This window comes from Nocardia sp. NPDC004718 (assembly GCF_053601535.1).
On the sequence record NZ_JBSGCA010000077.1, the window covers coordinates 1 to 22,990 of the forward strand.

General features: G+C 69.2%; 24 protein-coding genes. 10 read left to right on the forward strand and 14 right to left on the reverse strand.

The window, feature by feature from the left end; translation table 11 throughout:
- Window positions 1-98 precede the first annotated feature (98 nt).
- Window positions 99-368 carry a 30S ribosomal protein S15 gene (gene rpsO / locus ACWEH3_RS33170; RefSeq protein ID WP_450024868.1) on the reverse strand — a complete coding sequence of 90 codons (270 nt, stop codon included), beginning with the start codon at window positions 366-368 and terminating at the stop codon, window positions 99-101.
- 36 nt (window positions 369-404) lie between these two features.
- Between rpsO and ACWEH3_RS33175 the strand changes: the two genes are divergently transcribed.
- Window positions 405-593, forward strand: a complete 189-nt coding sequence (locus tag ACWEH3_RS33175; protein ID WP_450024870.1) for a hypothetical protein — start codon at window positions 405-407, stop codon at window positions 591-593.
- A 3-nt stretch (window positions 594-596) separates the two neighbouring features.
- On the opposite strand, the gene ACWEH3_RS33180 is transcribed toward ACWEH3_RS33175, so the two are convergent.
- Window positions 597-1,568: a bifunctional riboflavin kinase/FAD synthetase gene (locus tag ACWEH3_RS33180; RefSeq protein ID WP_355070128.1), complete on the reverse strand. Its 972-nt coding sequence runs from the start codon at window positions 1,566-1,568 to the stop codon at window positions 597-599.
- Window positions 1,569-2,000: 432 nt separating this feature from the next.
- Between ACWEH3_RS33180 and ACWEH3_RS33185 the strand changes: the two genes are divergently transcribed.
- From ACWEH3_RS33185 to ACWEH3_RS33200, 4 genes are all read left to right on the forward strand, one after another.
- Window positions 2,001-2,456, forward strand: coding sequence for a cupin domain-containing protein (locus tag ACWEH3_RS33185; RefSeq protein ID WP_450024872.1), 456 nt, complete (start codon window positions 2,001-2,003; stop codon window positions 2,454-2,456).
- A 1-nt stretch (window position 2,457) separates the two neighbouring features.
- Window positions 2,458-3,645 carry an aminotransferase-like domain-containing protein gene (locus ACWEH3_RS33190; protein WP_450024874.1) on the forward strand — a complete coding sequence of 396 codons (1,188 nt, stop codon included), beginning with the start codon at window positions 2,458-2,460 and terminating at the stop codon, window positions 3,643-3,645.
- A gap of 70 nt (window positions 3,646-3,715) precedes the next feature.
- Window positions 3,716-4,135, forward strand: coding sequence for a hypothetical protein (locus tag ACWEH3_RS33195; RefSeq protein ID WP_450024876.1), 420 nt, complete (start codon window positions 3,716-3,718; stop codon window positions 4,133-4,135).
- 212 nt (window positions 4,136-4,347) lie between these two features.
- Entirely contained in the window at window positions 4,348-5,016 is a 669-nt protein-coding gene (locus ACWEH3_RS33200; RefSeq protein ID WP_355071001.1) for a metal-dependent transcriptional regulator, read from the forward strand.
- Between the two features lie 286 nt (window positions 5,017-5,302).
- Here ACWEH3_RS33200 and ACWEH3_RS33205 read toward each other — a convergent pair whose 3' ends face one another.
- Both ACWEH3_RS33205 and ACWEH3_RS33210 read right to left on the reverse strand, forming a co-directional pair.
- Window positions 5,303-6,385 carry a tartrate dehydrogenase gene (locus tag ACWEH3_RS33205; protein ID WP_450024878.1) on the reverse strand — a complete coding sequence of 361 codons (1,083 nt, stop codon included), beginning with the start codon at window positions 6,383-6,385 and terminating at the stop codon, window positions 5,303-5,305.
- Between the two features lie 10 nt (window positions 6,386-6,395).
- The gene (locus ACWEH3_RS33210) at window positions 6,396-7,868 is read right to left on the reverse strand and encodes an NAD-dependent succinate-semialdehyde dehydrogenase (RefSeq protein ID WP_450024880.1); all 1,473 of its coding nucleotides are present in this window, start codon (window positions 7,866-7,868) and stop codon (window positions 6,396-6,398) included.
- Between the two features lie 134 nt (window positions 7,869-8,002).
- On the opposite strand from ACWEH3_RS33210, the gene ACWEH3_RS33215 reads away from it, so the two are divergent.
- On the forward strand, window positions 8,003-9,244 hold the full coding sequence (locus ACWEH3_RS33215) for an aspartate aminotransferase family protein (protein ID WP_450024882.1): 1,242 nt from the start codon (window positions 8,003-8,005) through the stop codon (window positions 9,242-9,244).
- A 59-nt stretch (window positions 9,245-9,303) separates the two neighbouring features.
- Entirely contained in the window at window positions 9,304-9,798 is a 495-nt protein-coding gene (locus ACWEH3_RS33220) for a DUF3830 family protein (RefSeq protein ID WP_355070114.1), read from the forward strand.
- A gap of 47 nt (window positions 9,799-9,845) precedes the next feature.
- Here the strand turns inward: ACWEH3_RS33220 and ACWEH3_RS33225 are convergent, their stop codons facing one another.
- Together ACWEH3_RS33225 and ACWEH3_RS33230 are read right to left on the reverse strand one after the other, a co-directional pair.
- Window positions 9,846-11,246, reverse strand: coding sequence for an amidase (locus ACWEH3_RS33225; protein ID WP_450024884.1), 1,401 nt, complete (start codon window positions 11,244-11,246; stop codon window positions 9,846-9,848).
- Window positions 11,247-11,259: 13 nt separating this feature from the next.
- Complete coding sequence (locus ACWEH3_RS33230) at window positions 11,260-12,225, reverse strand: D-2-hydroxyacid dehydrogenase (protein WP_450024886.1); 966 nt, start codon at window positions 12,223-12,225, stop codon at window positions 11,260-11,262.
- An 86-nt stretch (window positions 12,226-12,311) separates the two neighbouring features.
- Here ACWEH3_RS33230 and ACWEH3_RS33235 point away from each other — a divergent pair, with 86 nt between their 5' ends.
- From ACWEH3_RS33235 to ACWEH3_RS33245, 3 genes are read left to right on the forward strand one after another with little or no spacing between them, the layout of a single operon-like run.
- Window positions 12,312-13,052: a maleate cis-trans isomerase family protein gene (locus ACWEH3_RS33235; protein ID WP_356961417.1), complete on the forward strand. Its 741-nt coding sequence runs from the start codon at window positions 12,312-12,314 to the stop codon at window positions 13,050-13,052.
- A gap of 14 nt (window positions 13,053-13,066) precedes the next feature.
- Entirely contained in the window at window positions 13,067-13,798 is a 732-nt protein-coding gene (locus ACWEH3_RS33240) for a maleate cis-trans isomerase family protein (protein WP_450024888.1), read from the forward strand.
- Window positions 13,785-14,450 carry a GntR family transcriptional regulator gene (locus ACWEH3_RS33245; protein WP_450024890.1) on the forward strand — a complete coding sequence of 222 codons (666 nt, stop codon included), beginning with the start codon at window positions 13,785-13,787 and terminating at the stop codon, window positions 14,448-14,450. Before ACWEH3_RS33240 ends, ACWEH3_RS33245 begins: the two co-directional genes overlap by 14 nt.
- A 212-nt stretch (window positions 14,451-14,662) precedes the next feature.
- Here the strand turns inward: ACWEH3_RS33245 and truB are convergent, their stop codons facing one another.
- The 8 genes from truB to infB all read right to left on the reverse strand — a co-directional run.
- The gene (gene truB / locus ACWEH3_RS33250; protein ID WP_450024892.1) at window positions 14,663-15,562 is read right to left on the reverse strand and encodes a tRNA pseudouridine(55) synthase TruB; all 900 of its coding nucleotides are present in this window, start codon (window positions 15,560-15,562) and stop codon (window positions 14,663-14,665) included.
- Window positions 15,562-16,230, reverse strand: a complete 669-nt coding sequence (gene npt / locus ACWEH3_RS33255) for a 4'-phosphopantetheinyl transferase Npt (RefSeq protein WP_450024894.1) — start codon at window positions 16,228-16,230, stop codon at window positions 15,562-15,564. Before npt ends, truB begins: the two co-directional genes overlap by 1 nt.
- Window positions 16,231-16,287: 57 nt before the next feature.
- Window positions 16,288-17,247, reverse strand: coding sequence for a metallophosphoesterase family protein (locus ACWEH3_RS33260; protein WP_450024896.1), 960 nt, complete (start codon window positions 17,245-17,247; stop codon window positions 16,288-16,290).
- Between the two features lie 58 nt (window positions 17,248-17,305).
- Window positions 17,306-18,649 carry an MATE family efflux transporter gene (locus ACWEH3_RS33265; RefSeq protein ID WP_450024905.1) on the reverse strand — a complete coding sequence of 448 codons (1,344 nt, stop codon included), beginning with the start codon at window positions 18,647-18,649 and terminating at the stop codon, window positions 17,306-17,308.
- Between the two features lie 453 nt (window positions 18,650-19,102).
- The gene (locus ACWEH3_RS33270; protein ID WP_450024898.1) at window positions 19,103-20,104 is read right to left on the reverse strand and encodes a DHH family phosphoesterase; all 1,002 of its coding nucleotides are present in this window, start codon (window positions 20,102-20,104) and stop codon (window positions 19,103-19,105) included.
- Between the two features lie 13 nt (window positions 20,105-20,117).
- Window positions 20,118-20,561: a 30S ribosome-binding factor RbfA gene (rbfA, locus tag ACWEH3_RS33275; protein ID WP_450024900.1), complete on the reverse strand. Its 444-nt coding sequence runs from the start codon at window positions 20,559-20,561 to the stop codon at window positions 20,118-20,120.
- Window positions 20,562-20,649: 88 nt separating this feature from the next.
- A complete protein-coding gene (locus ACWEH3_RS33280; protein ID WP_067810001.1) occupies window positions 20,650-20,940 on the reverse strand; it encodes a DUF503 domain-containing protein in 291 nt (96 codons plus the stop codon).
- Between the two features lie 74 nt (window positions 20,941-21,014).
- On the reverse strand, window positions 21,015-22,990 hold a 1,976-nt coding region (gene infB, locus ACWEH3_RS33285), incomplete at its 5' end, for a translation initiation factor IF-2 (protein WP_452358470.1).

Below are 22,990 nucleotides of genomic sequence, written 5' to 3' on the forward strand. Positions count from 1 at the left end.
CGAGCGGCCGCCGCGTCCGCGACGAAGTCGCCAGCGGTGGCCGCTCGGAGGCGAGCCATGAAGGGGCCGCGAACACCCAGCGCCGCAGGCGCTGGAAATCAGCGCCTGAGCCCGAGCCGCTCGATCAGCGAACGGTAGCGGTTGATGTCGTTGTCCGCCAGGTACTTCGACAGCCGCTTGCGACGACCGATCAGCGCCATCAGGCCGTGGCGGGTGTGGTGGTCGTGCTTGTGCTTCTTCAGGTGCTCGGTGATGTCGGCGATGCGCTTGGACAGCAGAGCGATCTGCGCCTCCGGGGAACCGGTGTCCTTCTCGTGCAGGCCGTACTCGGCGAGAATCGCCGACTTCTGCTCGGTGGTCAGTGCCATGGGGCATCCACTCCTGTTTCTCAGTTCCGCGCTCGAATGTCCGGTTACCCGGGTGCGGGCGCCACCGCGGACCGCAGCAAACCCGAGGGACCACCCTACCGGACCGCGATCTTCCCGCCGAAATCGCGGGCCGACCGAGTCCCAACTGGGCAACGACGCTCGCCCGCGCTGATCGAGCACGAGACCCGCCGCTACAGCGATCTGCTCGAGCTCATGAAGTCCTGACGCTCAGCGGGCGTCGACGGCGGTGAGGATTTTGCGCGCGGTCTCCACGTCGCGGCCCATGCACTCGATGAGCTCGTCCACCGAGTCGAATTTGCGCTGGCCCCGGATGTGCTCGACGAAGTCCACCGCGACGTGCTGACCGTAGAGATCGGCCTCGCCGTCGAGCACGTACGCCTCCACCGTACGGGCGCGTCCGGAGAAGGTCGGGTTGGTGCCCACCGAGACGGCGGCCATGGCCCGCTCGCCCGGGGTGACGGTGCCGATGGTGGGGCCGGGGCCGAGCACGGTGAACCACCCGGCGTACACGCCGTCGGCGGGAATGGCGGCGTGCATCGGCGGCGCGACGTTCGCGGTCGGGAAGCCGAGTTGCTTACCGCGGCCGTCACCGTGTACGACGACGCCCTCCACCCGGTGCGGACGCCCGAGCGCCTCGGCGGCGGCCGCCATGTCCCCCGCGTCGACGCACGAGCGGATGTAAGTCGAGGAGAAGGTCACGGCGTGTTCGGCGAGCAGCGTCACGCCGTCGACCTCGAAGCCGAATCGCTTGCCGAGCTCGCGCATGGTCTCGACCGTGCCCGCGGCCTTCTTGCCGAAGGTGAAGTTGTCGCCGACCACCACCTCCACCACGTGCAGCCGCTCCACCAGCAGGTCGTGGACGTAACTCGCCGGAGTCAGCTTCATGAACTCCTGCGTGAAGGGCATGACGCAGAACACGTCGACACCCAGCTCCTCGGCCAGTTCGGCGCGGCGGGTCAGGGTGGTCAATTGCGCGGGGTGCGAGCCGGGGCGGACCACTTCCATCGGGTGCGGATCGAACGTCATCAGCACGGCGGGCACGCCGCGCGCGGCGGCGGACTTCACGGCGCGGCTGATCAGCTGCGCGTGGCCGCGGTGCACACCGTCGAACACACCGATCGTGAGGACACAGCGCCCCCAGTCCGCGGGCACCTCGTCGAGACTTCGCCATCTCTGCACAGTGCGCAGCCTACGCAAATCAGGTAGCGAACAGTATTCGGGCGTGCTGATCTCACACAACGGTTGCGCTGCCGTGAGCCGACGCGGAAGCGCGAACCGCGCCGGGGCGCCGCGTGCGCGAGCAGGTCGTGCGCCGCGCGGCCGGATACGCCGCGAACCGGTCGGATCATCCGGACCACGGCACGACGCGTGCTGTGACCGCGGCGGCGGGATAACCGGCAGGTCGCCGTGGCCGTCGCACGACGGTGCGCCGCGCGGCCGCTACGTCGGGGTCGACGACATCGCCGCGGAAGTCTTCGCGCACCGGAAACTAACCGGATTCGCGAAAGCGCCGATATACCCCGGGTTTCCACGGGCCGGGAAGCTCGTCTCGCCAGCAGCGGGAATGGTCTAGCGTGCAATTCGTCGGTGACGGAATGCCCCGGAGTAGCCATGAAAAGCGCAGTCAAGCACGTGCGTGTGATCAAACCGTCCGATTCGGCCGAAACAATCGGACGGCAACGACAACGCCTCATTCCTTGCATCACCACGGAAACCTGTGGCGCCACCGGCATTTCGGCGGGCATGGTCAACATGGCCCCGGGGGCGATGTCGAAAGCGCATTATCACGCGCACAGCGAGATCGTCGTCGTCTGCCTGCGCGGGCGAGCGGCCACCTTGATCGGCCCGGAACTGACGCCCTATTTCCACGGTCCGGGTGAGTTCATCTACATCCCCGACGGCGTCGTGCACGTGGCGGTGAACCTCGACTATGCCGAGGATCTGGTCGCGGTGGAAATGCGGACCGATCCCCTGTTCAACGACGACGTGGTGCTGACGCCGGAATACGACGCCCACGTGCCCGAAGCCGTTGCCCGCCTGCGGCGGCGTGGGCAGGCCGGCGCCTGACATGGCCGTCGGCAAACGCAGCCGCGGCGCGGCCGAGGTGACCAGCGGTCCCATCGACGATATCTTCGCGGCACTGGCAGGCCGCCCCGACGTGGTGTCATTCGCCGTCGGGGCGCCCGACCCCGCCCTGCTGCCGAGCGAGCTCGTGGCGACGCTGGCGCAAACGGTCATCGGCAGATACGGCAGCGCCGTCCTCCAATACGGCATGACCCAGGGATTCGGTCCGCTGTTGGACGAAGCCCGAAACCTACTGCACGGCCGCGGTATTCAGTGCACGCTCGATCGCCTGCATATCTCGACCGGCGGCTCCGGCGCATTGCACAACGTGTGTTTGGCGCTGCTCGACCCGCAGGACGTGGTTCTGGTCGAAACCCCCACTTACGGCCCGGCGGTCAAGGAATTCCGCAGCCACGGAGCGACCGTCGTGGCGGTGCCGTCCGACGAATTCGGCATCGTTCCGGAAGCGCTCGAAGAAGCCCTGGCTCGATACGACGTGGCGTTCGTCTACCTACTGCCGACTTTCCAGAATCCGACCGGCCGGACGATGCCCGCCGATCGGCGCGGACGAATCGCCGAGATCGTCGTCCGCCACGGCACGCTGGTCATCGAAGACGACGTCTACACCGACCTGCGCTATCGCGGTGTGGCACCGCCCGCGTTGTCGTCTTTCGCGCCGGACAACTCGGTGTACATCACGTCCCTGTCGAAAACTCTCGCTCCTGCGATCCGCGTCGGGATCACCGTTATGCCCCCGGATCTACTGCGGACCGTGCTCGCGTTGAAGCAGGGCATCGACATGCAGACCTCGACGTACTGCCAGGCGATTGCGGCCGAATTTCTGGGCAGTCCGGACGGGGCCGCGCACCTCGCTCATGTCGTCGACGCCTATTCGGCCAAGTTGGGCGCGTTGACGGTCGCGCTCGAGCGGCATTTCCCGGCCGGGTTCCGGTGGGTCGAGCCGGAGGGCGGGATGTTCCTGTGGGTCGAGGGACCGCCGGGTTTCGATGCCGATGCGCTGCTGGCGCGGGCACTGCGGCACGGAGTCGCGTTCCTGCCCGGCAGCGCCTTCTACGCCGACGACGTCACCGAGCACCGCAACACCATGCGGCTGAGTTTCGCGAACGTGCCGCGCGACGACATCGATCGCGGCATCGCCGCGCTTGCGGCCGTCTGCGGGGACACGGCATGAGTGGTCAGGCCCGGAGGCGGCAGCGCAGCGTGACCACGCAGGGCCCCGCTCATGCCGAAAGGGGCACGGCATGAGCGAGCGGCATCCGGTGCTCGGCACCTGGGAGGTTCGCGCCGACGGCGCTCCGTTCGGCTACCACGTGATGCAGTTCCACCCTGGCGGCACGATGCTGCAATCGAATCCCGACCACGGCAATCGCGCCACGAGCGACAGCAACGGCATGGGCACCTGGCACGGCGCGGGCAACCGGGTCACCGGCGCCTTCTTGGAGTTCACCGTCGATCGCACCGACCCCGCCGTGGTCCGCAAAGGGATCGTCGCCTTCGAACTCGACGTGACCGGCGACGAGTTCACCGGACGCGCCACGGCGACGTTCTACGAGTTGTCCGGCGAGCCGGTCGGCGCGCCGGCAACCGCCCGGTTGGCCGGTCGCCGATTCGACGGCGTGACCGATCATCGGAACGCACTGGATCTCTCGAGAACGGTATGACCCTCCCGGCACGGCGCCGATCCGCCCTCTTCCGGGTGGGTGAACGGCGAATAGCGATTCGCTGTCGATCGGCCCGACGGCAGGTCGAGGATGTGTGTATCGGCTCGCCAGTGCCTAAGCTCGGGTATGTGCCAGGTAAACGAGATATCGCCACTCGACGCGAGTTGGCCGACGCCCCGGCGCCGGGCGATGCGCACGGCGGTACCGCGACGATCGCGCCTGTGCTCTCGTCGGTCGCCCAGGACTACCTGAAGGTCATCTGGACCGCGCAGGAATGGTCGCAGGAGAAGGTGACCACCAAGTTGCTCGCCGAACGGATCGGCGTATCGGCCTCGACCGTGTCCGAAGCCGTCCGCAAGCTCGCCGACCAGGGGTTGGTCGAGCACGCGCGCTACGGCGCGATCGCCCTCACCCCGGAGGGCCGCCGAGCCGCCGTCGCGATGGTGCGCAGGCATCGGCTCATCGAGACCTTCCTGGTGAACGAGCTCGGCTACGGCTGGGACGAGGTGCACGACGAAGCCGAGGTGCTCGAGCACGCGGTCTCCGAGCTGCTGATGGCCCGGATCGACGCCAAACTCGGATACCCCGATCGCGATCCGCACGGCGACCCGATCCCGTCGGTGGACGGCGCGGTGCCCACCCCGCCCGCGCGCCAGCTCAGCGACTTCCATGCCGGTGAATCCGGCCGGGTCGCGCGTATCTCCGACGCCGATCCCGACATGCTGCGCTACTTCGACTCCGTCGGCATCGCCCTGGACACCGCCATCGCCGTCGTCGAACGCCGCGACTTCGCAGGCACCATCGCCATCCGCATAGGGGCCACCGAGTCACCGACCGACCTCGGGCGCCCCGCCGCCGAGGCCATCTGGCTCACCGCCTGACCGGGGCTCCACAGATCAGGCCCACCCCGTCGAACCGGCGATAGCGGGGGCGGCGGGCAGCGTCGGGCTCGGACGCCGCCGGGCGTGCCATCGGTGCCGCACCGGGTAACGGCATGGCGCAGGACCGGGGTCACGCAGCCCCTCCGCCGGCCACGCGCGGGCGCATACGACTCGAGCCCGGCGATGGATGACCACCGCGAAGCCCGATGCCCGGAAACCGGCCAAACGATGCCGCCCAGACCGCTTCCGAACAACCCCGGTTTCCGAGGCGGTTCCGGCCGCGGACTCAGCCCAGGTCGGCCCTGAGGGCGGGACGCACCAACTCGGCCGCGCGAGTGGCGATGGCGTCGCCCAGTTCGTCGGTGGTCGAGGTGCCACCGAGGTCCGGGGTGCGGACCTCCCCCGCGGCGAGCACGTCGCACACCGCTCGGTCCACCGCGGCCGCCGCGGCGGACTCGCCGAGATGATCCAGCAGCATCGCGCCCGCGAGGACCTGCGCGACGGGGTTCGCGATGCCCTGACCGGCGATGTCGGGCGCGCTGCCGTGCACCGCCTCGAACATCGAGGGGCCGGTGCGGTCGGGGTTGACATTGCCCGACGGCGCCAAGCCGAGCCCGCCGGTCACCGCGGCGGCGAGGTCGGAGAGGATGTCGCCGAACAGGTTGGAGCCTACGATCACGTCCAGCCGGTCCGGGTGCAGCACGATTTCGGCGGCCAGCGCGTCGACGTGCATCTGCCGCGTTAGCACCTGGGGATACTCGGTCGCGACGCGTTCGAACACACTGTCCCAGTAGGGCATCGAATGGATGAGCCCGTTCGACTTGGTCGCCGAGCACAATCGGCCGGATCGCTCGGCGGCCCGCTCGAAGGCGTAGCGGATGATCCGCTCGCATCCGGCGCGGGTGAACACCGACTCCTGGAGCACGAATTCGTCGGGGCGGCCCTCGTTGTGGATGCCGCCGATCCGCGAGTACTCGCCCTCGGAGTTCTCCCGCACGATGAGGATGTCCAGATCGTCGGCGGTCCGGCCGCGCAGTGCCGATTCCGTGCCGGGCAGCAGGCGCACCGGGCGCAGGTTGACGTACTGGCCGAAGGCGCGGCGCAGCGGGATCAGCAGGCCCCACAGCGAAACATGGTCGGGCACACCGGGAAAGCCGACGGCGCCGAGCAGGATCGCGTCGAAGCCCGCGAGCCGGTGCGCGCCGTCCAGCGGCATCATGGCGCCCGTGCGCAGGTAGTTCTCGCACGACCAATCGAATTCGGTCCATGCCAGACCGGGCAGCACGGCGTCGAGCACACGTACCGCCGCCGCGGTCACGTCGACTCCGATCCCGTCACCCGGGATGGTGGCGATGCGGTACTCGCTCACTGGCACTCCTTCACAGTCGCACTCCGATGTACTTGGTCTCCAGGAATTCGTCGATCCCGGTCAACCCGCCCTCGCGTCCGAGCCCGGATTCCTTGACGCCGCCGAAGGGCGCGGCCGGATTCGACACCACGCCCTGGTTGAGGCCGACCATCCCGGTTTCCAGCGCCTCGCACACCCGCAGTCCGCGCCGGAGATTCTCGGTGAACACGTAACTCACCAGCCCGTAGGGAGTGTCGTTGGCCCGGCGCACGGCTTCGTCCTCGGTGTCGAAGACGCCGATCGCGGCGACCGGTCCGAAGATCTCGGTGTGGCACAACTCGGCGTCGTCGGGGACGTCGACCAGGACGGTCGCAGGATAGAAAGTGCCCGGTCCGTCCCAGGCCGCCCCTCCGGTGAGCACCCCGGCCCCACGGGCGCGGGCGTCGTCGACCAAGCGCTGCACCTTGGCGACGGCCTCGGTATCGATCAGCGGGCCGACCACAACGTCCGGCTCGGTGCCCCGGCCCATCGGCAGGGCCGCCAGCCGCTCGGCGAGCCTGCGTGCGAAGACCTCGGCGACGCCGCGCTGCACCAGAATCCGATTGGCGGCGGTGCACGCCTGGCCGATGTTGCGCATCTTCGCCGCCACCGCGCCCTCGACCGCCTCGTCGAGATCCGCGTCGTCGAAAACCAGCAGCGGCGCGTTGCCGCCCAGTTCCATCGAGGTGCGCATCACCGTCTGCGCGCACTGCGCGAGCAACTGCTTGCCGACCGCCGTCGAACCCGTGAACGACAGCTTGCGCGAGCGGTCGTCGAGGATCAGCGGAGTCATCACCGCGGCGGGATCCGCCGTCGTGACGACGTTGACCACCCCGGCGGGCAACCCGGCGTCCGCCAGCACCTGAGCCAGCGCCAGCATCGAAAGCGGCGTCTGCTCCGCGGGTTTCACGACGCAGGTGCAGCCCGCGGCGAGCGCGGGCGCGATCTTGCGCGCGCCCATGGCGACGGGAAAGTTCCATGGCGTGATGAGCAGGCTCGGACCGACCGGCTGCCGAGCCACCAGAAAACGCGAGCCGCCGGTCGGCGCGGGCATGTACCCGCCGTCCAGGCGGACGGCTTCCTCGGCGAACCAGCGGAAGAACTCGGCGGCGTAGCCGATCTCACCGCGCGCCTCGGCCAGCGGCTTGCCCATTTCGAGGGTCGCGATCAGCCCGAGCCGGTCGGTGTCGGCCAGCAACGCGCGATGCACACGCATCAGCAGATCGCTGCGCTCGCGCGGCGCGGTGGCCGCCCAGTCGGCCTGCGCCGCGCACGCCGCGTCCAGCGCCGCGCGACCGTCGTCCGGGGTCGCGTCGGCTACTTCGCACAGCAGCTCACCCGTCGACGGATCGAAGACCGGCAGCGTGCGGGTCGTCGCACGCCACTGCCCCTGGATGAACAAGCCGCGCGGGACCGTGTCGATCGCGGCGCGTTCGGGCGCGCTCAGCGCGCTTTCGGTGAGCATGGTCGGTGGCTCCTTTCGGCAGCGCGCAGCGTCCGGCCATTGCTGCGACCCGTGCGGCCATGTTATGCATATTGTCGACAATCCGACAATAGACAATGACCCTCCATCCCGCCCGCATCCGGAGGCGAATCACCATGACCGAGCTCTCGCCCATCCTGAAACAGGCCACTCCGGTGACCGTCGACCACGGCGCGGGGTGCTATCTCTACGGCACCGACGGACGCCGCTACCTGGACTTCACCGCCGGCATCGGTGTGACCAGCACCGGCCACTGCCACCCGAAGGTGGTCGCCGCCGCGCAGGCACAGGTGGCCTCGCTGATCCACGGCCAGTACACGACCGTGCTGCATCGGCCGCTGCTGGAGCTGACCGAACGGCTCGGCGCGGTCCTTCCGGAAGGACTGGACACGCTGTTCTTCGCGAACTCCGGCAGTGAAGCGGTCGAGGCCGCACTGCGACTGGTGCGCCAGGCCACCGGGCGGCCGAACGTCGTCGTCTTCCACGGCGGTTTCCACGGCCGCACCGTGGCCGCCGCGACCATGACCACCTCGGGCACCCGTTTCTCGGCCGGGTTCAGCCCGCTCATGCCGGGCGTGCACGTCGCGCCCTTCCCCACCGCCTACCGCTATGGCTGGAGCGAGCGGGAGGCCACCGCCTTCGCGCTGCGCGAACTCGACTACCTGTTCGCCACGCTCACCTCGCCCGCCGAGACCGCCGCGTTCATCGTGGAGCCGGTGCTCGGTGAGGGCGGTTACGTCCCCGGCAACACCGAGTTCTTCCAGGGGCTGCGCGAACGCGCCGACCGGCACGGCATCCTGCTGGTCTTCGACGAGATCCAGACCGGTTTCGGCCGCACCGGGAAGTTCTTCGGGCATCAGCACTTCGGCGTCCGGCCCGACGTGATCACCATCGCGAAGGGCCTGGCCAGCGGCTTTCCCCTGTCCGGCATCGCGGCGCCGCGCGAACTGATGGCGCGGGCGTGGCCGGGTTCGCAGGGCGGCACCTACGGTGGCAACGCGGTGGCGTGCGCGGCGGCGATCGCCACGCTCGACGTGATCGAATCCGAAGGGCTGGTGGACAACGCGGCCACCCGAGGGGCGCAACTGCTGCGCGGTATGCGCGAGAGCGCCACCAAGGCGATCGGCGACGTCCGCGGCCTCGGACTGCTCGTGGGCGCCGAGTTCACCACGGCCACCGGCGAGCCCGATACGGCCACCGCCGCGGCCGCCCAGCGCGCGGCGGTGGACAAGGGACTGCTGCTGTTGACCTGCGGCGCGCACATGAACGTGGTGCGGATGATTCCGCCGCTGATCGTGACCGATACTCAGATCGAGGACGCTCTGGCGATCTGGTCCGAGGTGCTCGCCGAGTTGTAGCGCGCACCCCACCCGTCCGCAGTGCCCGCCCGGCGGGCCCGATCAGGAAGCAGGACCGCATGGCCCGCTACATCACCATCACGCTCACCAAAGCCGCGGTGACCTGCCGCGCCCGTTTGCTGGACGAGGAAGCGCCGCAGACCTGCGCGGCAGTGTGGAACGCGCTGCCGCTGGAAGGCGACGCCTTCCACGCCAAGTACGCCCGCAACGAGGTGTACACCCTGCTCCCGCGCATCGGCGCGGCCCCGCATCGGGAGAATCCGACGGTCACGCCCATCCCCGGCGATGTGTGCCTGTTCGATTTCGAGCCGTGGGAGATCGGCAATCCGGCCTACGGCTACGAGCCCGGTTCCGCGGCCGAGCACGAGCGCGGGGCGACCGATCTCGCGCTGTTCTACGGCCGCAACAATCTGCTGATCAACGGCGACCTGGGGTGGGTGCCGGGCAATGTGTTCGCCACCATCGAGGAGGGGCTCGCCGAGATGGCCGCGGCCTGCAACACGCTGTGGTTGCACGGGGTGCAGGGCGAGACGCTCGCCTTCGCCCGCGCCTGAGCGACGGTGACGAATGGCCCCGCGGTCTTCCGCGGGGCCATTCGCTTTCAGGAAGCCAGCACGAACTCGGCGTAGCGGGCTACCGCGAGGATCAGATCGTCGGAGTGGCGCGGGCCGATGATCTGCAACCCGACCGGTAGACCCGCGCGAGTCGCGCCCGCCGGGATACTGATCGCGGGTTGCTGGGTCATATTGAACGGGTAAGTGAACGGCGTCCATTCGGGCCAGCCGCGCAGGCCGCTGCCCGGTGGCACGTCGTGTCCCGCTTCGAACGCGGGAATCGGCACCGTCGGAGTGATCAGGATGTCGTAGTCGTTGTGGAAGGCGCCCATGGTGATACCGATCTGGGCCGCGACGTTGCGCGCGTCGAGATACTCGACGGCGGTGATGGTTTCACCGCGCTCCCAGACCGCGCGCAGACCCGGATCCACCCGTTCGCGCGTACCTTCCGGGTACCCGGACAGCATGGTGGCCGCGCCGGCCGCCCACAGCAGCTCGAACGCCTCGCGCGGATCGGCGAATCCGGGATCGGCGGCGCTCACCCGGAGTTCGGCGTCGGCCAGCCGGGTCACCGCCGCTTCCACGATCGCGGCGACCTCGGGGTCGACCGTGGCGTAGCCGAGCGCAGGTGAGTACGCCACGCGCAATCCCCGCACGTCGCGCTGCATTTCGGCGCGGAAGGCGGTGAGCGTGGGAGCCAGCGCGGTGGGATCGCGCGGATCCGGCAGCGACAGGATGTCCATCAGCAGCGCCGCGTCCTCGACGGTGCGCGTCATCGGTCCCGCATGCGCCAGCGGACCGAACGGGCTGGCCGGGAACAGCGGAATCCGGCCGTAGGTGGGCTTGAACCCGACGATGCCGCAGAAGGCGGCCGGAATGCGCACGCTGCCACCGCCGTCCGTGCCCACCGACACCGGGCCCATGCCCGCGGCGACGGCCGCGGCGCTGCCGCCGGAGGAGCCGCCCGCGGTGGTGGACGGGGCGGCCGGATTCCGCGTGACACCCGCCAGCGGACTGTCGGTGACCGCCTTCCACGCGATCTCCGGGGTGGTGGTCTTGCCGAGGAAGACCATGCCGTCCTCGCGCAGCCGCGCGGCCACCGGACTGTCCACCAGCCATGGTCCCGCCGGGTCGATGGACGTGGAGCCGCGCCGGGTGGGCCAGCCCTCGGTCAGGAAGACGTCCTTGATCGAGATCGGCACGCCGTCGAGCAGCCCTCTGGCATGACCGGACTGCCAGCGCGCCTCGGAGTCCTTCGCCTGCACCAGGGCGCGATCGGGATCGACCAGACAGAAGGCGTTGAGCGCGCCGTCGCGATCGGCGATCGCGCGCAGGATCGCCTCGGTCGCCTCGACGGGCGACAGCGCGCCCGCCGCGTAGGCCGAGACCAGCTCGACCGCGGTCATGGCGGTCGGGTCGGTGGGTTGGTTCTTGTCGGGGTAGCTCATGGATGGGGCTCCTTCAGCCGGGCACGTACCCCAGCCTTTTGTCGACCACGTTGTCCAGCGGACGTCCGGCGATCCAGTTGTCGAAGTTCTCGGTGAACGCGTCGACGATCTCGCTGCGCCATCCGATGAAGTCACCGGAGTTGTGCGGGGTGATCCGGACGTTCGGCAGTTCCCACAGAGGATGATCGGCGGGGAGCGGCTCGGGATCCACCACATCGAGCGCCGCCGCGGCGATCGATCCGGTGCGCAGCGCGGCGACGAGATCGTCGGTCACAACGAGTTCCCCGCGGCCGACGTTGACAAACCTGGCGTGCGGCTTCATCGCGGCGAAGGCGGCGGCGTCGAACATGTTCCTGGTCTGCTCGGTGAGCGGAGCGATCGCGACGACGTAATCGGCGCGGGCCAATTCGGCGTGCAGATCGGTGGTGACCTCGCCGAAATCCGGGTCCGCCGCGCGCTCCCGCCTGCCGACGGCGCGCACGGTCATGCCGACCGCGCGCAGCAATCGGGCGATATGACGCCCGATCGAGCCGGTGCCCACGATCAGCGCCGTCGATCCCGCGACCCGTTCGGATTCCCGATGCCGCCACTCGTGCCGTTGTTGCAGCAGCAACGAACCGGACAGGTCCTTGGCGAAACCGAGAATCTGCCCGAGCACGTACTCGGCGATCGCGGCGTCGAAGACGCCTCTGGTGTTGGTCACGACCACGTCACTGGCCCGCAGTTCGGGAAACATCGCCGGATCGACGCCGGTGGATCCCATGTGCACCCAGCGCAGCCGGTCGGCGGCATGCCAGGCGCCGGGCAGCGCCCGGGTGCGAAAGTCGTAGACGAACAAGACCTCCGCTCCGCGCAGGGCGCTCGCCAACCCGGGTGCCTCGGTGTACCGGATGGTGGCGCGGCCTGCTACTCGGTCCATTCGTTCGTCGTCGGGCACACTTTCACTGTGCAGGACGACGACAATCGGGCCCTGTTCCACATTGACACACTAAGATCACATCGTATGATTGTCAACAATCCGATCGTGTTCGGAGGTCGTCCCGGCTGAGCGCGAGAGGGGCCGTAGTGGATTTGAGCTTTCCCGACCTCGAGGGGCCCGTTGCACAACGGGGTATCGGGATCATCGCACCGTTCGACCTCGCCCTCGAACGAGAGCTCTGGCGCTGGGCGCCTCTGGAGGTGAGTCTGCACCTGGCCCGTACCCCCTACGAACCGGTTCCGGTGTCGCTGGAGATGGCCGAATTGGTCTCCGACGCGGCGCATCTCACCGCGGCCACCCGCAACGTCCTGCACGTGGAACCCGAAGTCGTGGCCTATCTGTGCACCTCGGGCAGTTTCATCAAAGGCCTCGCCTACGAGAAGTCGTTGCGCGACACCATCTGCCGTGCCGGGGCGCTGGACGCGGTCACCACCTCGGGCGCGTTGCTCGAAGCGATCCGCCATCTGGACCTCACCCGGATCTCGGTACTGACCCCGTACGACGAGATCCTCACCCACCGGCTGCACGAGTTCCTCGCCGAAGCCGGGTGCACGGTGGTGCGCTCCGATCACCTCGGACTCGGCGGCGGCATCTGGAAGGTCAGCTATCGCACGATCGCCGAACGCATCGTCGGCGCCGATGACCCCGAGGCCCAGGCCGTCTTCGTCAGCTGTACCAACCTGCCCACCTACGACGTGATCGAGCCGCTGGAGAAAGCCCTCGGCAAGCCGGTGCTCACCGCCAACCAACTCACCATGTGGGCATGTCTCGGCCGGATGAAGCTCCCGATGATGGGCCCGGGCAAGTGGCTGCTCAACGTTTTCTGAAGGAAGAACATCACATGCGCGCACCCACCGTCGGTTTCATCTACCCCGACCACGCGGCCGAGGACGACTACCCGCTCGCGGCGGCGGCGCTCGGCGCGCACCTTCCGGTGGCCCACATCTACGGCACCGATCTGCACGCCGTCCCCGAACTGCTCGAACTGGGCAGCCCGGAGAAATTGCGCCTCGGCGCCTCGCTGCTCGCCCGGCACCGCCCCGACGCGATCGTCTGGGCCTGCACGTCGGGCAGTTTCGTCTACGGGCCCGAGGGCGCGCGCGATCAAGTGCGCGCGCTGGCCGAGGTCGCGGGCGTCCCGGCGACCAGCACCAGCATCGCGTTCGCCGACGCCGTGCACACGCTGGGACTGCGCACCGTCGCGGTCGCCGCCAGCTATCCCGACGAGGTCGCCCGGCTGTTCGTAGAGTTCCTCGCCGACGCGCGCATCGACGTCGTCTCGATGTCCAGCGCGGGGATCGACACCGCCGCCGAGGTCGGCACCCTCACCCCGGCGCAGGTACTGCGGCTGGCCACGGACAACGACCATCCCGACGCGGAGGCGCTGCTCATCCCCGACACCGCGATGCACACCGTGGCGGTGCTGCCGGACCTGGAGGCTACGCTGGGCAAACCGGTGCTGACGGCCAATCAGGTCACGATCTGGGCAGGGCTGCGGCTGGCCGGCGCCGAGCCGGTCGTTCCCGGATTCGGGACCCTGTTCGCGGAAAGGCAGATCGATGTCCGTCGTTGATTTCGAGCCGGTGAACCGGCAGTCGACCGCGGAGATGATCGCCGATCGGCTCCGCGAGGCGATCATGCGCGGCAGTCTCGCGCCCGGGTCGCAGCTCGGCGAGGCCGACCTCGCGGCGAGGTTCGCGGTCTCGCGCGGGCCGGTGCGCGAGGCGATGCAGCGCTTGGTGTCCGAGGGTCTGCTGCGCAGCATCCGCCACCGCGGCATCTTCGTCATCGAACTGAGCCTCGACGACGTCGTCGACATCTACCGGGCGAGGACGGCACTGGAGGGCGGCGCACTGGAGCTGATCCTGGACGGCCGCCGCCCGATCGCCTACCAGGCGCTCGGTCCCAGCGTCGAGGAGATGATCGCGTGCGCCGAACGCGGCGACGCGGTGGGCGTGTCGGAGGCCGACCAGGCCTTCCACGAGGCGCTGGTGGAGAGTGCGGCCAGTCCGCGGCTGGTACGCGCGGCCCGCACCTTGCTGATCGAGACGCGCATGTGCTTGGGCGCCTTGCAGACGACCTATCCGGACCTGCGGGAACAGTCTCGCGAACACATCGGCCTGCGCGAGGCGATCGGCGCGGGCGACCCCGCACGCGCCCGCGCTCTGCTCGTCGAGCACATGGACGACGCCGTGCAACGCCTCCGGCACCAGATCGGCTCCTGAGCGCCGACTCACCGCGACAAGAAGTCCAGCAGCACGCGGAATCACCTTCGCCGCCGCTATCCGGCCACGGCCGCCGCAGGCGACTTTCCCACCCCGGCGGCGCCGCCGACCAGCGCCGCGCCACCGACCAGGACCGCGGCCATCGCCGCAACGGTTCGCATCATCGACGTTCAACTCCTGACCGCGAGGTGGTCAACCATCGTCGCCCGGGATCAGAGATTGGCGGGGCGGACGACCATCACCGAGGACGCGCGATTACCGGATTCCCGGAGCAGGGCGATAGCGCGGCCTTCCGGATCGATGGCGGCGTAGACACCGGCCATTCCGGCCGGAGCGAGCCAACGTCCGTTGCGCAGGTCGTCGGCCTGCTTGTCATCGATTTCGCGACGCGGAAACGCCGTTCGAACCGCGGCGTCGATATCGAGGCTCAGTGGCGGCACGCCGGACTCCGCGGCGGCGACCAGATCGTCCAAGGTGCGTGCATGCTCGAGCGTGAACGGCCCGACGCTGGTGCGGCGCAACGCGGTCAAGTGGCCGCCGATGCCGAGCGCGGCGCCCAGGTCTCTGGCCAGCGCGCGCACGTAGGTGCCCGAGGAACATTCGACCACCACGTCCAGGTCGACGAAATCGCCGACATCGCGCCGCGCGAGCACGTCGAACCGCGACACCGTGACCGGGCGGGCGGCCAACTGCACGTCCTCCCCCGCACGGTGGCGGGCATAGGCACGTTCGCCGTTCACCTTGATCGCGCTGACGGTGGCGGGCACCTGCTCGATGTTCCCGGTCAGTTCGGCTGTGCGCGTGGCGATGTCGGCGTCGGTGAGATGACCGGCCGGTGTCGGGGCCAGCACCTCGCCTTCGGCGTCGTCGGTGCTGGTCGCCTGCCCCAGCCGGATGGTCGCGGTGTACGCCTTGGTGGTCAGGGTGAGCAGGCCGAGCAGTTTGGTCGCGCGTTCCACGCCGAGCACCAGCACACCGGTCGCCATCGGATCGAGCGTGCCCGCGTGGCCGATCTTCTTGGTGCGCAGCAGCTTCCGGCATTTCGCGACGACGTCGTGACTGGTCCAGCCACCGGCCTTGTCGATGACGAGCAGCCCGCCGAGTCCGTCCATCAGACGTGCGCGATCGCGGTCAGGATGTACCCGTCGGTGATCAGCCAACGGCCGTCGAACGCGATCAGCGGCGTGCCGCCGTCGGTGGTCTGCCCCGGCACCAGCAGTTCGGTATGGAAGCTGCCGCGCCCGAAAGCGGCGGAGCTGTCCTCGATCTCGAAGGTGATGTGCGCGTCCTCGAAGCCGAGCCAGCGCAGCGTCAGCGGGAACCACGCTTTATAGGTGGCCTCTTTGGCGCAGAACAGCAACCGGTCCAGGTGCAATTCGGACTCGGTGGTCTTCAGCCATTCCCGCTCCGGCGGCAGGCTGACCGAGTCCAGTACGCCGTCCGGCAGGGTGGCGTGCGGCTCGGCGTCGATGCCGATGGAACGGAACCGCAGTTTGTGACCGAGCGCGGCGGCCTGGTAGCCGTCGCAGTGGGTCAGGCTGCCGACGATTCCGCGCGGCCACACCGGAGCGCCGCGCTCGCCCTTGCCGATCGCGACCGGCTGCTCGCCGAGTTGCGTCAGCGCCAGGCGGGCGCAATGCCGCGCGCCGATGAAGTCACGGCGCCGCTTCTCCACCGACTTGGCGATGAGATGCTCCTCCGCCGGATACGGCCGCAGATCCTCCGGGTACGCCAGCAACTCGGCCGAGGCCACACCCGCGGGCAGAATGTTCTCGATCATCACCGACGAGCGTAGTCGAGCCGCACCGGGTGGGATCGCAGCGCCATATGCGTGGGACTACGCCAGCCCGCGCCGCTGCTGCGCTTTGCTGCGCATCTCCGCGGCGGCGGCTTCCATCTCGGGAGTCACCTGGAAGTGTCCGCCCCACTTGTTCAGCGTGCCCGGCGGATACTGCGGGGTCGGCAGGATCTGGCGCAGCAATCGCTCGGGCAGGCCGCGGCGCTGCCACTCGCGCGGGTAGCCGAGCGAGACCTCCTCGAATCGGACGCCGTCGTAGTGCGAGGTCCGCGGGATGTGCAGGTGACCGTAGACCGAGCAGACCACGTTGTAGCGGGTGTGCCAGTCCGCGGTGAGTTCGGTGCCGCACCACAGCGCGAACTCCGGGTAGAACAGCACGTCGGTCGGCTGCCGCACCAGCGGGAAATGGTTGATCAGGACGACCGGGGTGCCCGGGGCGAGCGCGTCGAGCTTGCGCTTGGTCACCTGCACCCGGGCGTGGCACCACGCGTCCCTGGTCAGGTACGGATCCGGTGAGAGCAGGAATTCGTCGGTGGCCACCACGTTGCGCTCACGCGCGATCGCCAGACCCTCCGCTTTGGTGGTGGCTCCTTCCGGCAGGAACGAGTAGTCGTACAACAGGAACATCGGAACCAGCGTGACCGCTCCGCCGTGCTCTTCCGCGCCCGCGCCCTGCCACACCGGAAACGGATCCTCCGGCGTCAGCACATCCAGGTCGCGGCAGATCGACACCAAGTAGTCGTAGCGTGCCACCCCGACCATCTGCACCGGGTCCTTCGCCGTCGTCCACAGCTCGTGATTACCCGGCACCCAGATCACCTTGGCGAACCGGCGGCGCAGCAGCTCCAGCGCCCACCGGATGTCGTCGGTCTTCTCCCCCACGTCGCCGGCCACGATGAGCCAGTCCTCCGGCGAGTCCGCCTTGATCTGCTCGACGACCGGCCGATTCCCCTGGTGCCCGACATGAATGTCGCTCACCGCCATCAACTTGGGTATCACCACACCTACCTTGGCACATCGTTTCGGATTCGGGCGCACCGGCCGAGCCGGGTGTCGCTCACCTCGGCACTTCGGCGCCGACCAGGGCCCACCGGCCCGACAGCGCCCGCCCCGCGACGGCGATCAGCCGCAACAGCATGAACGCGGCGAGGCCGGACCAGATTCCGGCGACGCCCCAGTCGAAGGCCAGCGACAACCAGATAGCGGGCAGGAAGCCCAGCAGGGCCGCTCCGAGCGTGGTGGTGCGCAGGTAGGCCGCGTCACCGGCTCCGAGCAGGACGCCGTCGAGCGCGAAGACGATGCCCGCCACCGGAATGAGCGCGACGAAGAACCACCACACCACGTGCGCGCGCTCCAGCACGTCCGGGTCATCGGTGAACAGCGCGGGGATCGCCACCGCCCCCGCCGCGAAGCAGGCGGCGAGCCCGAGGCTGAAAATCTCCGACCAGCGGGTCACGCGCCGGGCGATCCCTCGGGCGCCGGTGGCATCACCCGCGCCCAGAGCCGCGCCCGTGAGCGTCTGCGCGGCGATGGCCAGCGCGTCCAGGGCGAGCGCCAGGAAGTTCCACAGTTGCAGCACCAACTGGTGGGCCGCCACCGACGCGGCGCCGAAACGCGCGGCGACGGCCGCCGCCGAGACGAAGCACGCCTGGAAGGCGAAACTGCGGACGATCAGGTCGCGTCCGAGGACGAGCTGGGCACGCATCACCGACCAGTGCGGGGCGAGGGAGACCTCCTCGCGGATCAGCGCGTTCAGGAACAGGACCGCGGTGACGATCTGACCCGCCACGTTCGCCACGGCCGAGCCCGGCAGACCCAGGTGCGGTGCGCCGAACAGTCCGTGCACCAGCGCCGGGCAGAGCACCGCCGACACCCCGAGTCCGGCGACGACGTAGACCAAAGGCCTGCGCGTCTCCTGTACGCCACGCAGCCACCCGTTCCCCGCCATGGAGATCAGGATCAGCGGCACGCCGAACAGCGCGATCCGCACCCAGTCCAGCGCCTGCGCCGCGATGTCCGCACCGCCCGCGATGGCGCTGGTCACCGGCACGGCGAACGCCTGGACCAGCAGCAGGATCGTGACGCCGACGGCCACCGCGATCCACGTGGCCTGCACGCCCTCGGCGACGGCTCCTGGATGGTCGCCCGCGCCGTGACGGCGCGCCGAGCGCGCGGTGGTGCCGTAGGACAGGAAGGTCAGCTGCGAACTCGTCTGCGCCAGGATCAACCCGCCCACGGCGAGCCCGGCCAGCGCGAGCGCGCCCAGCCTGCCGACCACGGCCAGGTCGAACAACAGGTAGATCGGTTCGGCGACCAGCACACCGAGGGTTGGCAACGCGAGGCCGAGAATGCGTTTGGGCCCGGCAGCGGCGGCCCGGTCGACGGTTTCCGGTTCGCTCACGCGCAGGACCGAGTCACCGATATCCGCCCCACTGGAACCTTGCGCGCTCACGAACACCTCCCCCGCATGTCGTCCTTCGAGACCACCGTCGTTGCGATCCGGCTCCCACCTTGGCACGGCCCACCGACGAACTCGGCGGCGTCCGGCTCCGGCCGCGGAGCGGATCGCATCACCGGTGATTCCGGACGTGTGGCACGACGCCGAACCAGGTTCGGACGGCGAGGCGGGCGAACCGGCTCGACTGCCCGCGCCACTCGACAGGCAAGCGCCCGCAGGGCACCGGGCACGAACGGGGGGCGCCCCGCACACGCCAGGAGTGCGCCGCATCGACACACCGGTCCGGTCGATCCGCGGACCCGTCCTGGCGACGAATTCGGCCTCATCACTCGAAACCGCTCGGGCCGGGAAGTTTCGGTGAGAGCCGACCCGACATTCGCCGAGGATCGAACACGATCATCCGAGCGCGGTCAGTAGCGCGCCGATCAGGTCCTCTGGAGCGCCGTGTGCGGTGTACCCGGCGGCGAAGCGATGCCCACCACCACCCAGTGTCGTGGCCACCTCTGCGACGTCCACCCCGTCGCCCGCACACGCTCCGCTGTCCCGTGAGCGCAGCGATACCGTCCACCGATCCGGCACCACACGAGATTGCTTGAACACCGCGGCGATTCCCGCTTCGGCGGTCGTGCGCACGATATCTATGACGCTCTCGACTTCCTCCGAACGCACGTCGTCGATGTCGTCGCGGCGCACGAACGCGTACACCAATCCGACGCCGCCGCGCACCTCCGGGACGAGCTGCGCCGTCCCGAGCACCCGCGCCAGCATGGGCAGCCACCCGAACGGGTGCATGTCCATCAAGGTGCGGGCGATATGCGCGCCGTCGATTCCGGTGGCCAGCAGCCGCTCCGCCAGTTCGTGGGTACCCGGCCGCACCCACCGGAACGAACCCGTGTCGGTGACCAGACCGGCGTACAGGCAATGCGCCACGTCCGCATCGATCGGCACACCCCACGCGTCGAGCAGACGCGCGATCAGGCTCGTGGTGGACTCCGCGGCGGGATCGACCACGTTGATCGCTCCGAACCGCGTGTTCGACCGATGGTGATCGATCACCAGTGTCGTTGCGGCACCGGACAATCGGTCGGCGAGCGCACCGAGCCTGCCCGCGCTGCCGCAGTCGACCGCGACCAGCAGGTCGACCTCGGCGCGCACTTCGGCGGGCGCCACCAAGTGCCGTACGCCGGGCAGCGACCGCATCGATACGGGCAAGTCCGCGGGCTCGGCGAACGACACCTGCACCGGGACGCCGCGCCGGTGCAGCACCAGCGCCAGCGCCAGACCGCTTCCTATGGTGTCCGCATCGGGCTGCACATGGCAGACGATGGTCACCGAGCGCGCGGCGTCGAGCGCCGCCACGGCCGTGTCCAAGCCGGCCGTTTCTCGCATCGTCGTCATCGACTACCGCATGTCACTCGTCGGCGTCGCGTTCGACCTTGTAGGGGTCGGCGTCGCCCGCGTGCCTGGCGGTGGCGGCCACCTTGGCGACCTCGTCGTCCGCGGCCCGCGCCCTGGCGAGCAGTTCCTCCATCTGCCGTGCCGCGTCGGGCACGGTGTCCAGTACGAATGCCAGCGTCGGGGTGAACTTCACCCCGGTTCCGGCGCCCACCTTGGAGCGCAGAACTCCCTTGGCCTTCTCCAGTCCGGCCGCCGCACCGTCGTAATCCGGTTCGGCGTCGAGGGTTTCACCCATCACGGTGTAGTACACCGTCGCCTCCCGGAGATCGCCGGTGACCTTGGCGTCGGTGACGGTCACGAAACGCAGCCGCGGGTCCTTCACCTCGTATTCGATCGCGGTCGCGACGATCGAGGAGATCCGCTTGGCGAGTCGGCGTGCCCTGGCTTGATCCACCATGGCCGTTTCCTCCTCACTATCAACTCTGTTCGATGGCGGTCGGAGCGTGCCTCGCGGCCGCCACCCGAGCTCCGTCGCTGCGCCGCGGTCAGTCCTCGGGCCCGAAGATTCGGCGGCGCACCGCCAGCAACTGTAACTCCGGACGGGCCGCGACGTGCCGTTCACATTTGTCCAGCACCTCGGTCAGATGATCCATGCCCGCACTGACCATGGCCACGCCCAGCAGCGAACGACGGTATAGATCGTGTTCCCCGCCTTCGGCGGCACTCACACCGAAACGCTGCAATTCGGCCAGGATCGGCCGGATCACCGAGCGCTTCTGTTTCAGTGAATGCACATCGCCGAGCAGCAGGTCGAACTCCAGTGCACCCAGGTACACCCACACCCTCCCCAGTCAGGAAGACCCGCCGGGCGCCGCGCACTTCGCGCGGCGCCCGGACTCGTCTCGGTCTATCAGTCGCGCGGCTTCTCGCGCAGTTCGTAGGCCTCGATGATGTCGCCTTCCTTGATGTCGGAGTAGGTGACCGTCATACCGCATTCGAAGCCCTCGCGGACCTCGGTGACGTCGTCCTTCTCCCGGCGCAGCGACGAGATCGTCATCGTCTCGGCGATCACCACGTTGTCCCGGAGCAGGCGCGCCTTGGCGTTGCGCTTGACCGAGCCCGACGTGACCATGCAACCGGCGATGTTGCCGACCTTCGACGAACGGAAGATCGCCCTGATCTCGGCCCGCCCCAGCTCGACCTCTTCGTAGATCGGCTTGAGCATGCCCTTGAGGGCCTTCTCGATCTCATCGATGGCCTGGTAGATCACCGAGTAGTACCGGATGTCGACGCCCTCGCGGTTGGCCAGCTCGGTCGCCTTGCCCTCGGCGCGGACGTTGAATCCGATGATGATCGCGTTCGACGCCGAAGCGAGGTTGACATTGGTCTCGGTGACGCCACCGACGCCGCGGTCGATCACCCGCAGACGCACCTCGTCGCCCACCTGGATTCCGAGCAGCGCCTCTTCGAGGGCCTCGACCGTACCCGAGTTGTCGCCCTTGAGGATCAGGTTCAGCTCGCTGGTTTCCTTCAGCGCGGCATCCAGATCTTCCAGGCTGATCCGCTTGCGGCTGCGTGCGGCCAGCGCGTTGCGCTTGCGCGCGTTGCGCCGATCGGCGATCTGCCGGGCGATCCGGTCCTCGTCGACCACGAGCAGGTTGTCACCCGCGCCGGGCACCGACGTGAAGCCGATGACCTGAACCGGTCGCGACGGCAACGCCGCCTCGACGTCGTCGCCGTGCTCGTCGACCATCCGGCGCACCCGGCCGTAGGCGTCTCCCGCCACGATCGAGTCGCCGACCCGCAGGGTGCCGCGCTGGATGAGCACGGTCGCCACCGGGCCGCGACCACGGTCGAGGTGCGCCTCGATGGCCACACCCTGCGCGTCCATGTCCGGGTTGGCCCGCAGGTCCAGCGCCGCGTCCGCGGTCAGCAGGACCGCCTCGAGCAGCGCATCGATGTTGATGTTCTGCCTGGCGGAGATGTCGACGAACATGGTCTCGCCGCCGTATTCCTCGGCGACCAGGCCGTACTCGGTGAGCTGCTGACGCACCTTCTGCGGGTTGGCGCCTTCCTTGTCGATCTTGTTGACCGCCACGACGATCGGCACGTCGGCCGCCTGCGCGTGGTTGATCGCCTCCACCGTCTGCGGCATGACGCCGTCGTCGGCGGCGACCACCAGGATCGCGATGTCGGTGGCCTTCGCACCACGGGCGCGCATGGCGGTGAACGCCTCGTGACCCGGGGTGTCGATGAAGGTGATCAGCCGGTCCTCGTCGCCGAGGTGGGTGAGCACCTGGTAGGCGCCGATGTGCTGGGTGATGCCGCCCGCCTCGCCCTCGCGGACGTTCGCCTTGCGGATGGTGTCCAGCAAGCGGGTCTTACCGTGGTCGACGTGACCCATGACGGTCACCACCGGCGGACGCTGTTCGAGGTCTTCCTCGCCGCCCTCGTCCTCGCCGTAGGTGAGGTCGAACGACTCCAGCAGCTCGCGGTCCTCGTCCTCGGGGCTGACCACGTGGACGACGTAGTTCATCTCGCTGCCCAGCAGCTCGAGGGTCTCGTCGTTCACCGACTGGGTCGCGGTGACCATCTCGCCGAGGTTGAACAGGGCCTGCACCAGCGCGGCCGGGTTCGCGTCGATCTTCTCGGCGAAGTCCGACAGCGACGCGCCGCGGGCGAGCCGGATGATCTCGCCGTTGCCGCGCGGCAGCCGCACGCCGCCGACGGCGGGCGCCTGCATCGAGTCGTACTCTTGCCGCTTCTGCCGCTTCGACTTGCGGCCACGCCGGGGCGCGCCACCGGGACGGCCGAACGCGCCTGCCGCACCACCGCGGCCACCGGGACCGCCAGGACGACCGCCGCCGCCACCGCCGCCACCGGGAC

Coding starts and splice junctions, on each gene's coding strand:
- ACWEH3_RS33215 (WP_450024882.1), top strand. CDS start 8,003: ATGACCGAGCTCTCGCCCATCCTGAAACAGGCCACTCCGGTGACCGTC.
- ACWEH3_RS33270 (WP_450024898.1), bottom strand. CDS start 20,104: ATGACGACGATGCGAGAAACGGCCGGCTTGGACACGGCCGTGGCGGCG.
- rpsO (WP_450024868.1), bottom strand. CDS start 368: ATGGCACTGACCACCGAGCAGAAGTCGGCGATTCTCGCCGAGTACGGC.
- ACWEH3_RS33195 (WP_450024876.1), top strand. CDS start 3,716: ATGAGCGAGCGGCATCCGGTGCTCGGCACCTGGGAGGTTCGCGCCGAC.
- rbfA (WP_450024900.1), bottom strand. CDS start 20,561: ATGGTGGATCAAGCCAGGGCACGCCGACTCGCCAAGCGGATCTCCTCG.
- truB (WP_450024892.1), bottom strand. CDS start 15,562: ATGGACGGACTCGGCGGGCTGCTCGTCATCGACAAGGCCGGTGGCTGG.
- ACWEH3_RS33190 (WP_450024874.1), top strand. CDS start 2,458: ATGGCCGTCGGCAAACGCAGCCGCGGCGCGGCCGAGGTGACCAGCGGT.
- ACWEH3_RS33220 (WP_355070114.1), top strand. CDS start 9,304: ATGGCCCGCTACATCACCATCACGCTCACCAAAGCCGCGGTGACCTGC.
- ACWEH3_RS33240 (WP_450024888.1), top strand. CDS start 13,067: ATGCGCGCACCCACCGTCGGTTTCATCTACCCCGACCACGCGGCCGAG.
- ACWEH3_RS33185 (WP_450024872.1), top strand. CDS start 2,001: ATGAAAAGCGCAGTCAAGCACGTGCGTGTGATCAAACCGTCCGATTCG.
- ACWEH3_RS33245 (WP_450024890.1), top strand. CDS start 13,785: ATGTCCGTCGTTGATTTCGAGCCGGTGAACCGGCAGTCGACCGCGGAG.
- ACWEH3_RS33175 (WP_450024870.1), top strand. CDS start 405: ATGTCCGGTTACCCGGGTGCGGGCGCCACCGCGGACCGCAGCAAACCC.
- npt (WP_450024894.1), bottom strand. CDS start 16,230: ATGATCGAGAACATTCTGCCCGCGGGTGTGGCCTCGGCCGAGTTGCTG.
- ACWEH3_RS33225 (WP_450024884.1), bottom strand. CDS start 11,246: ATGAGCTACCCCGACAAGAACCAACCCACCGACCCGACCGCCATGACC.
- ACWEH3_RS33210 (WP_450024880.1), bottom strand. CDS start 7,868: ATGCTCACCGAAAGCGCGCTGAGCGCGCCCGAACGCGCCGCGATCGAC.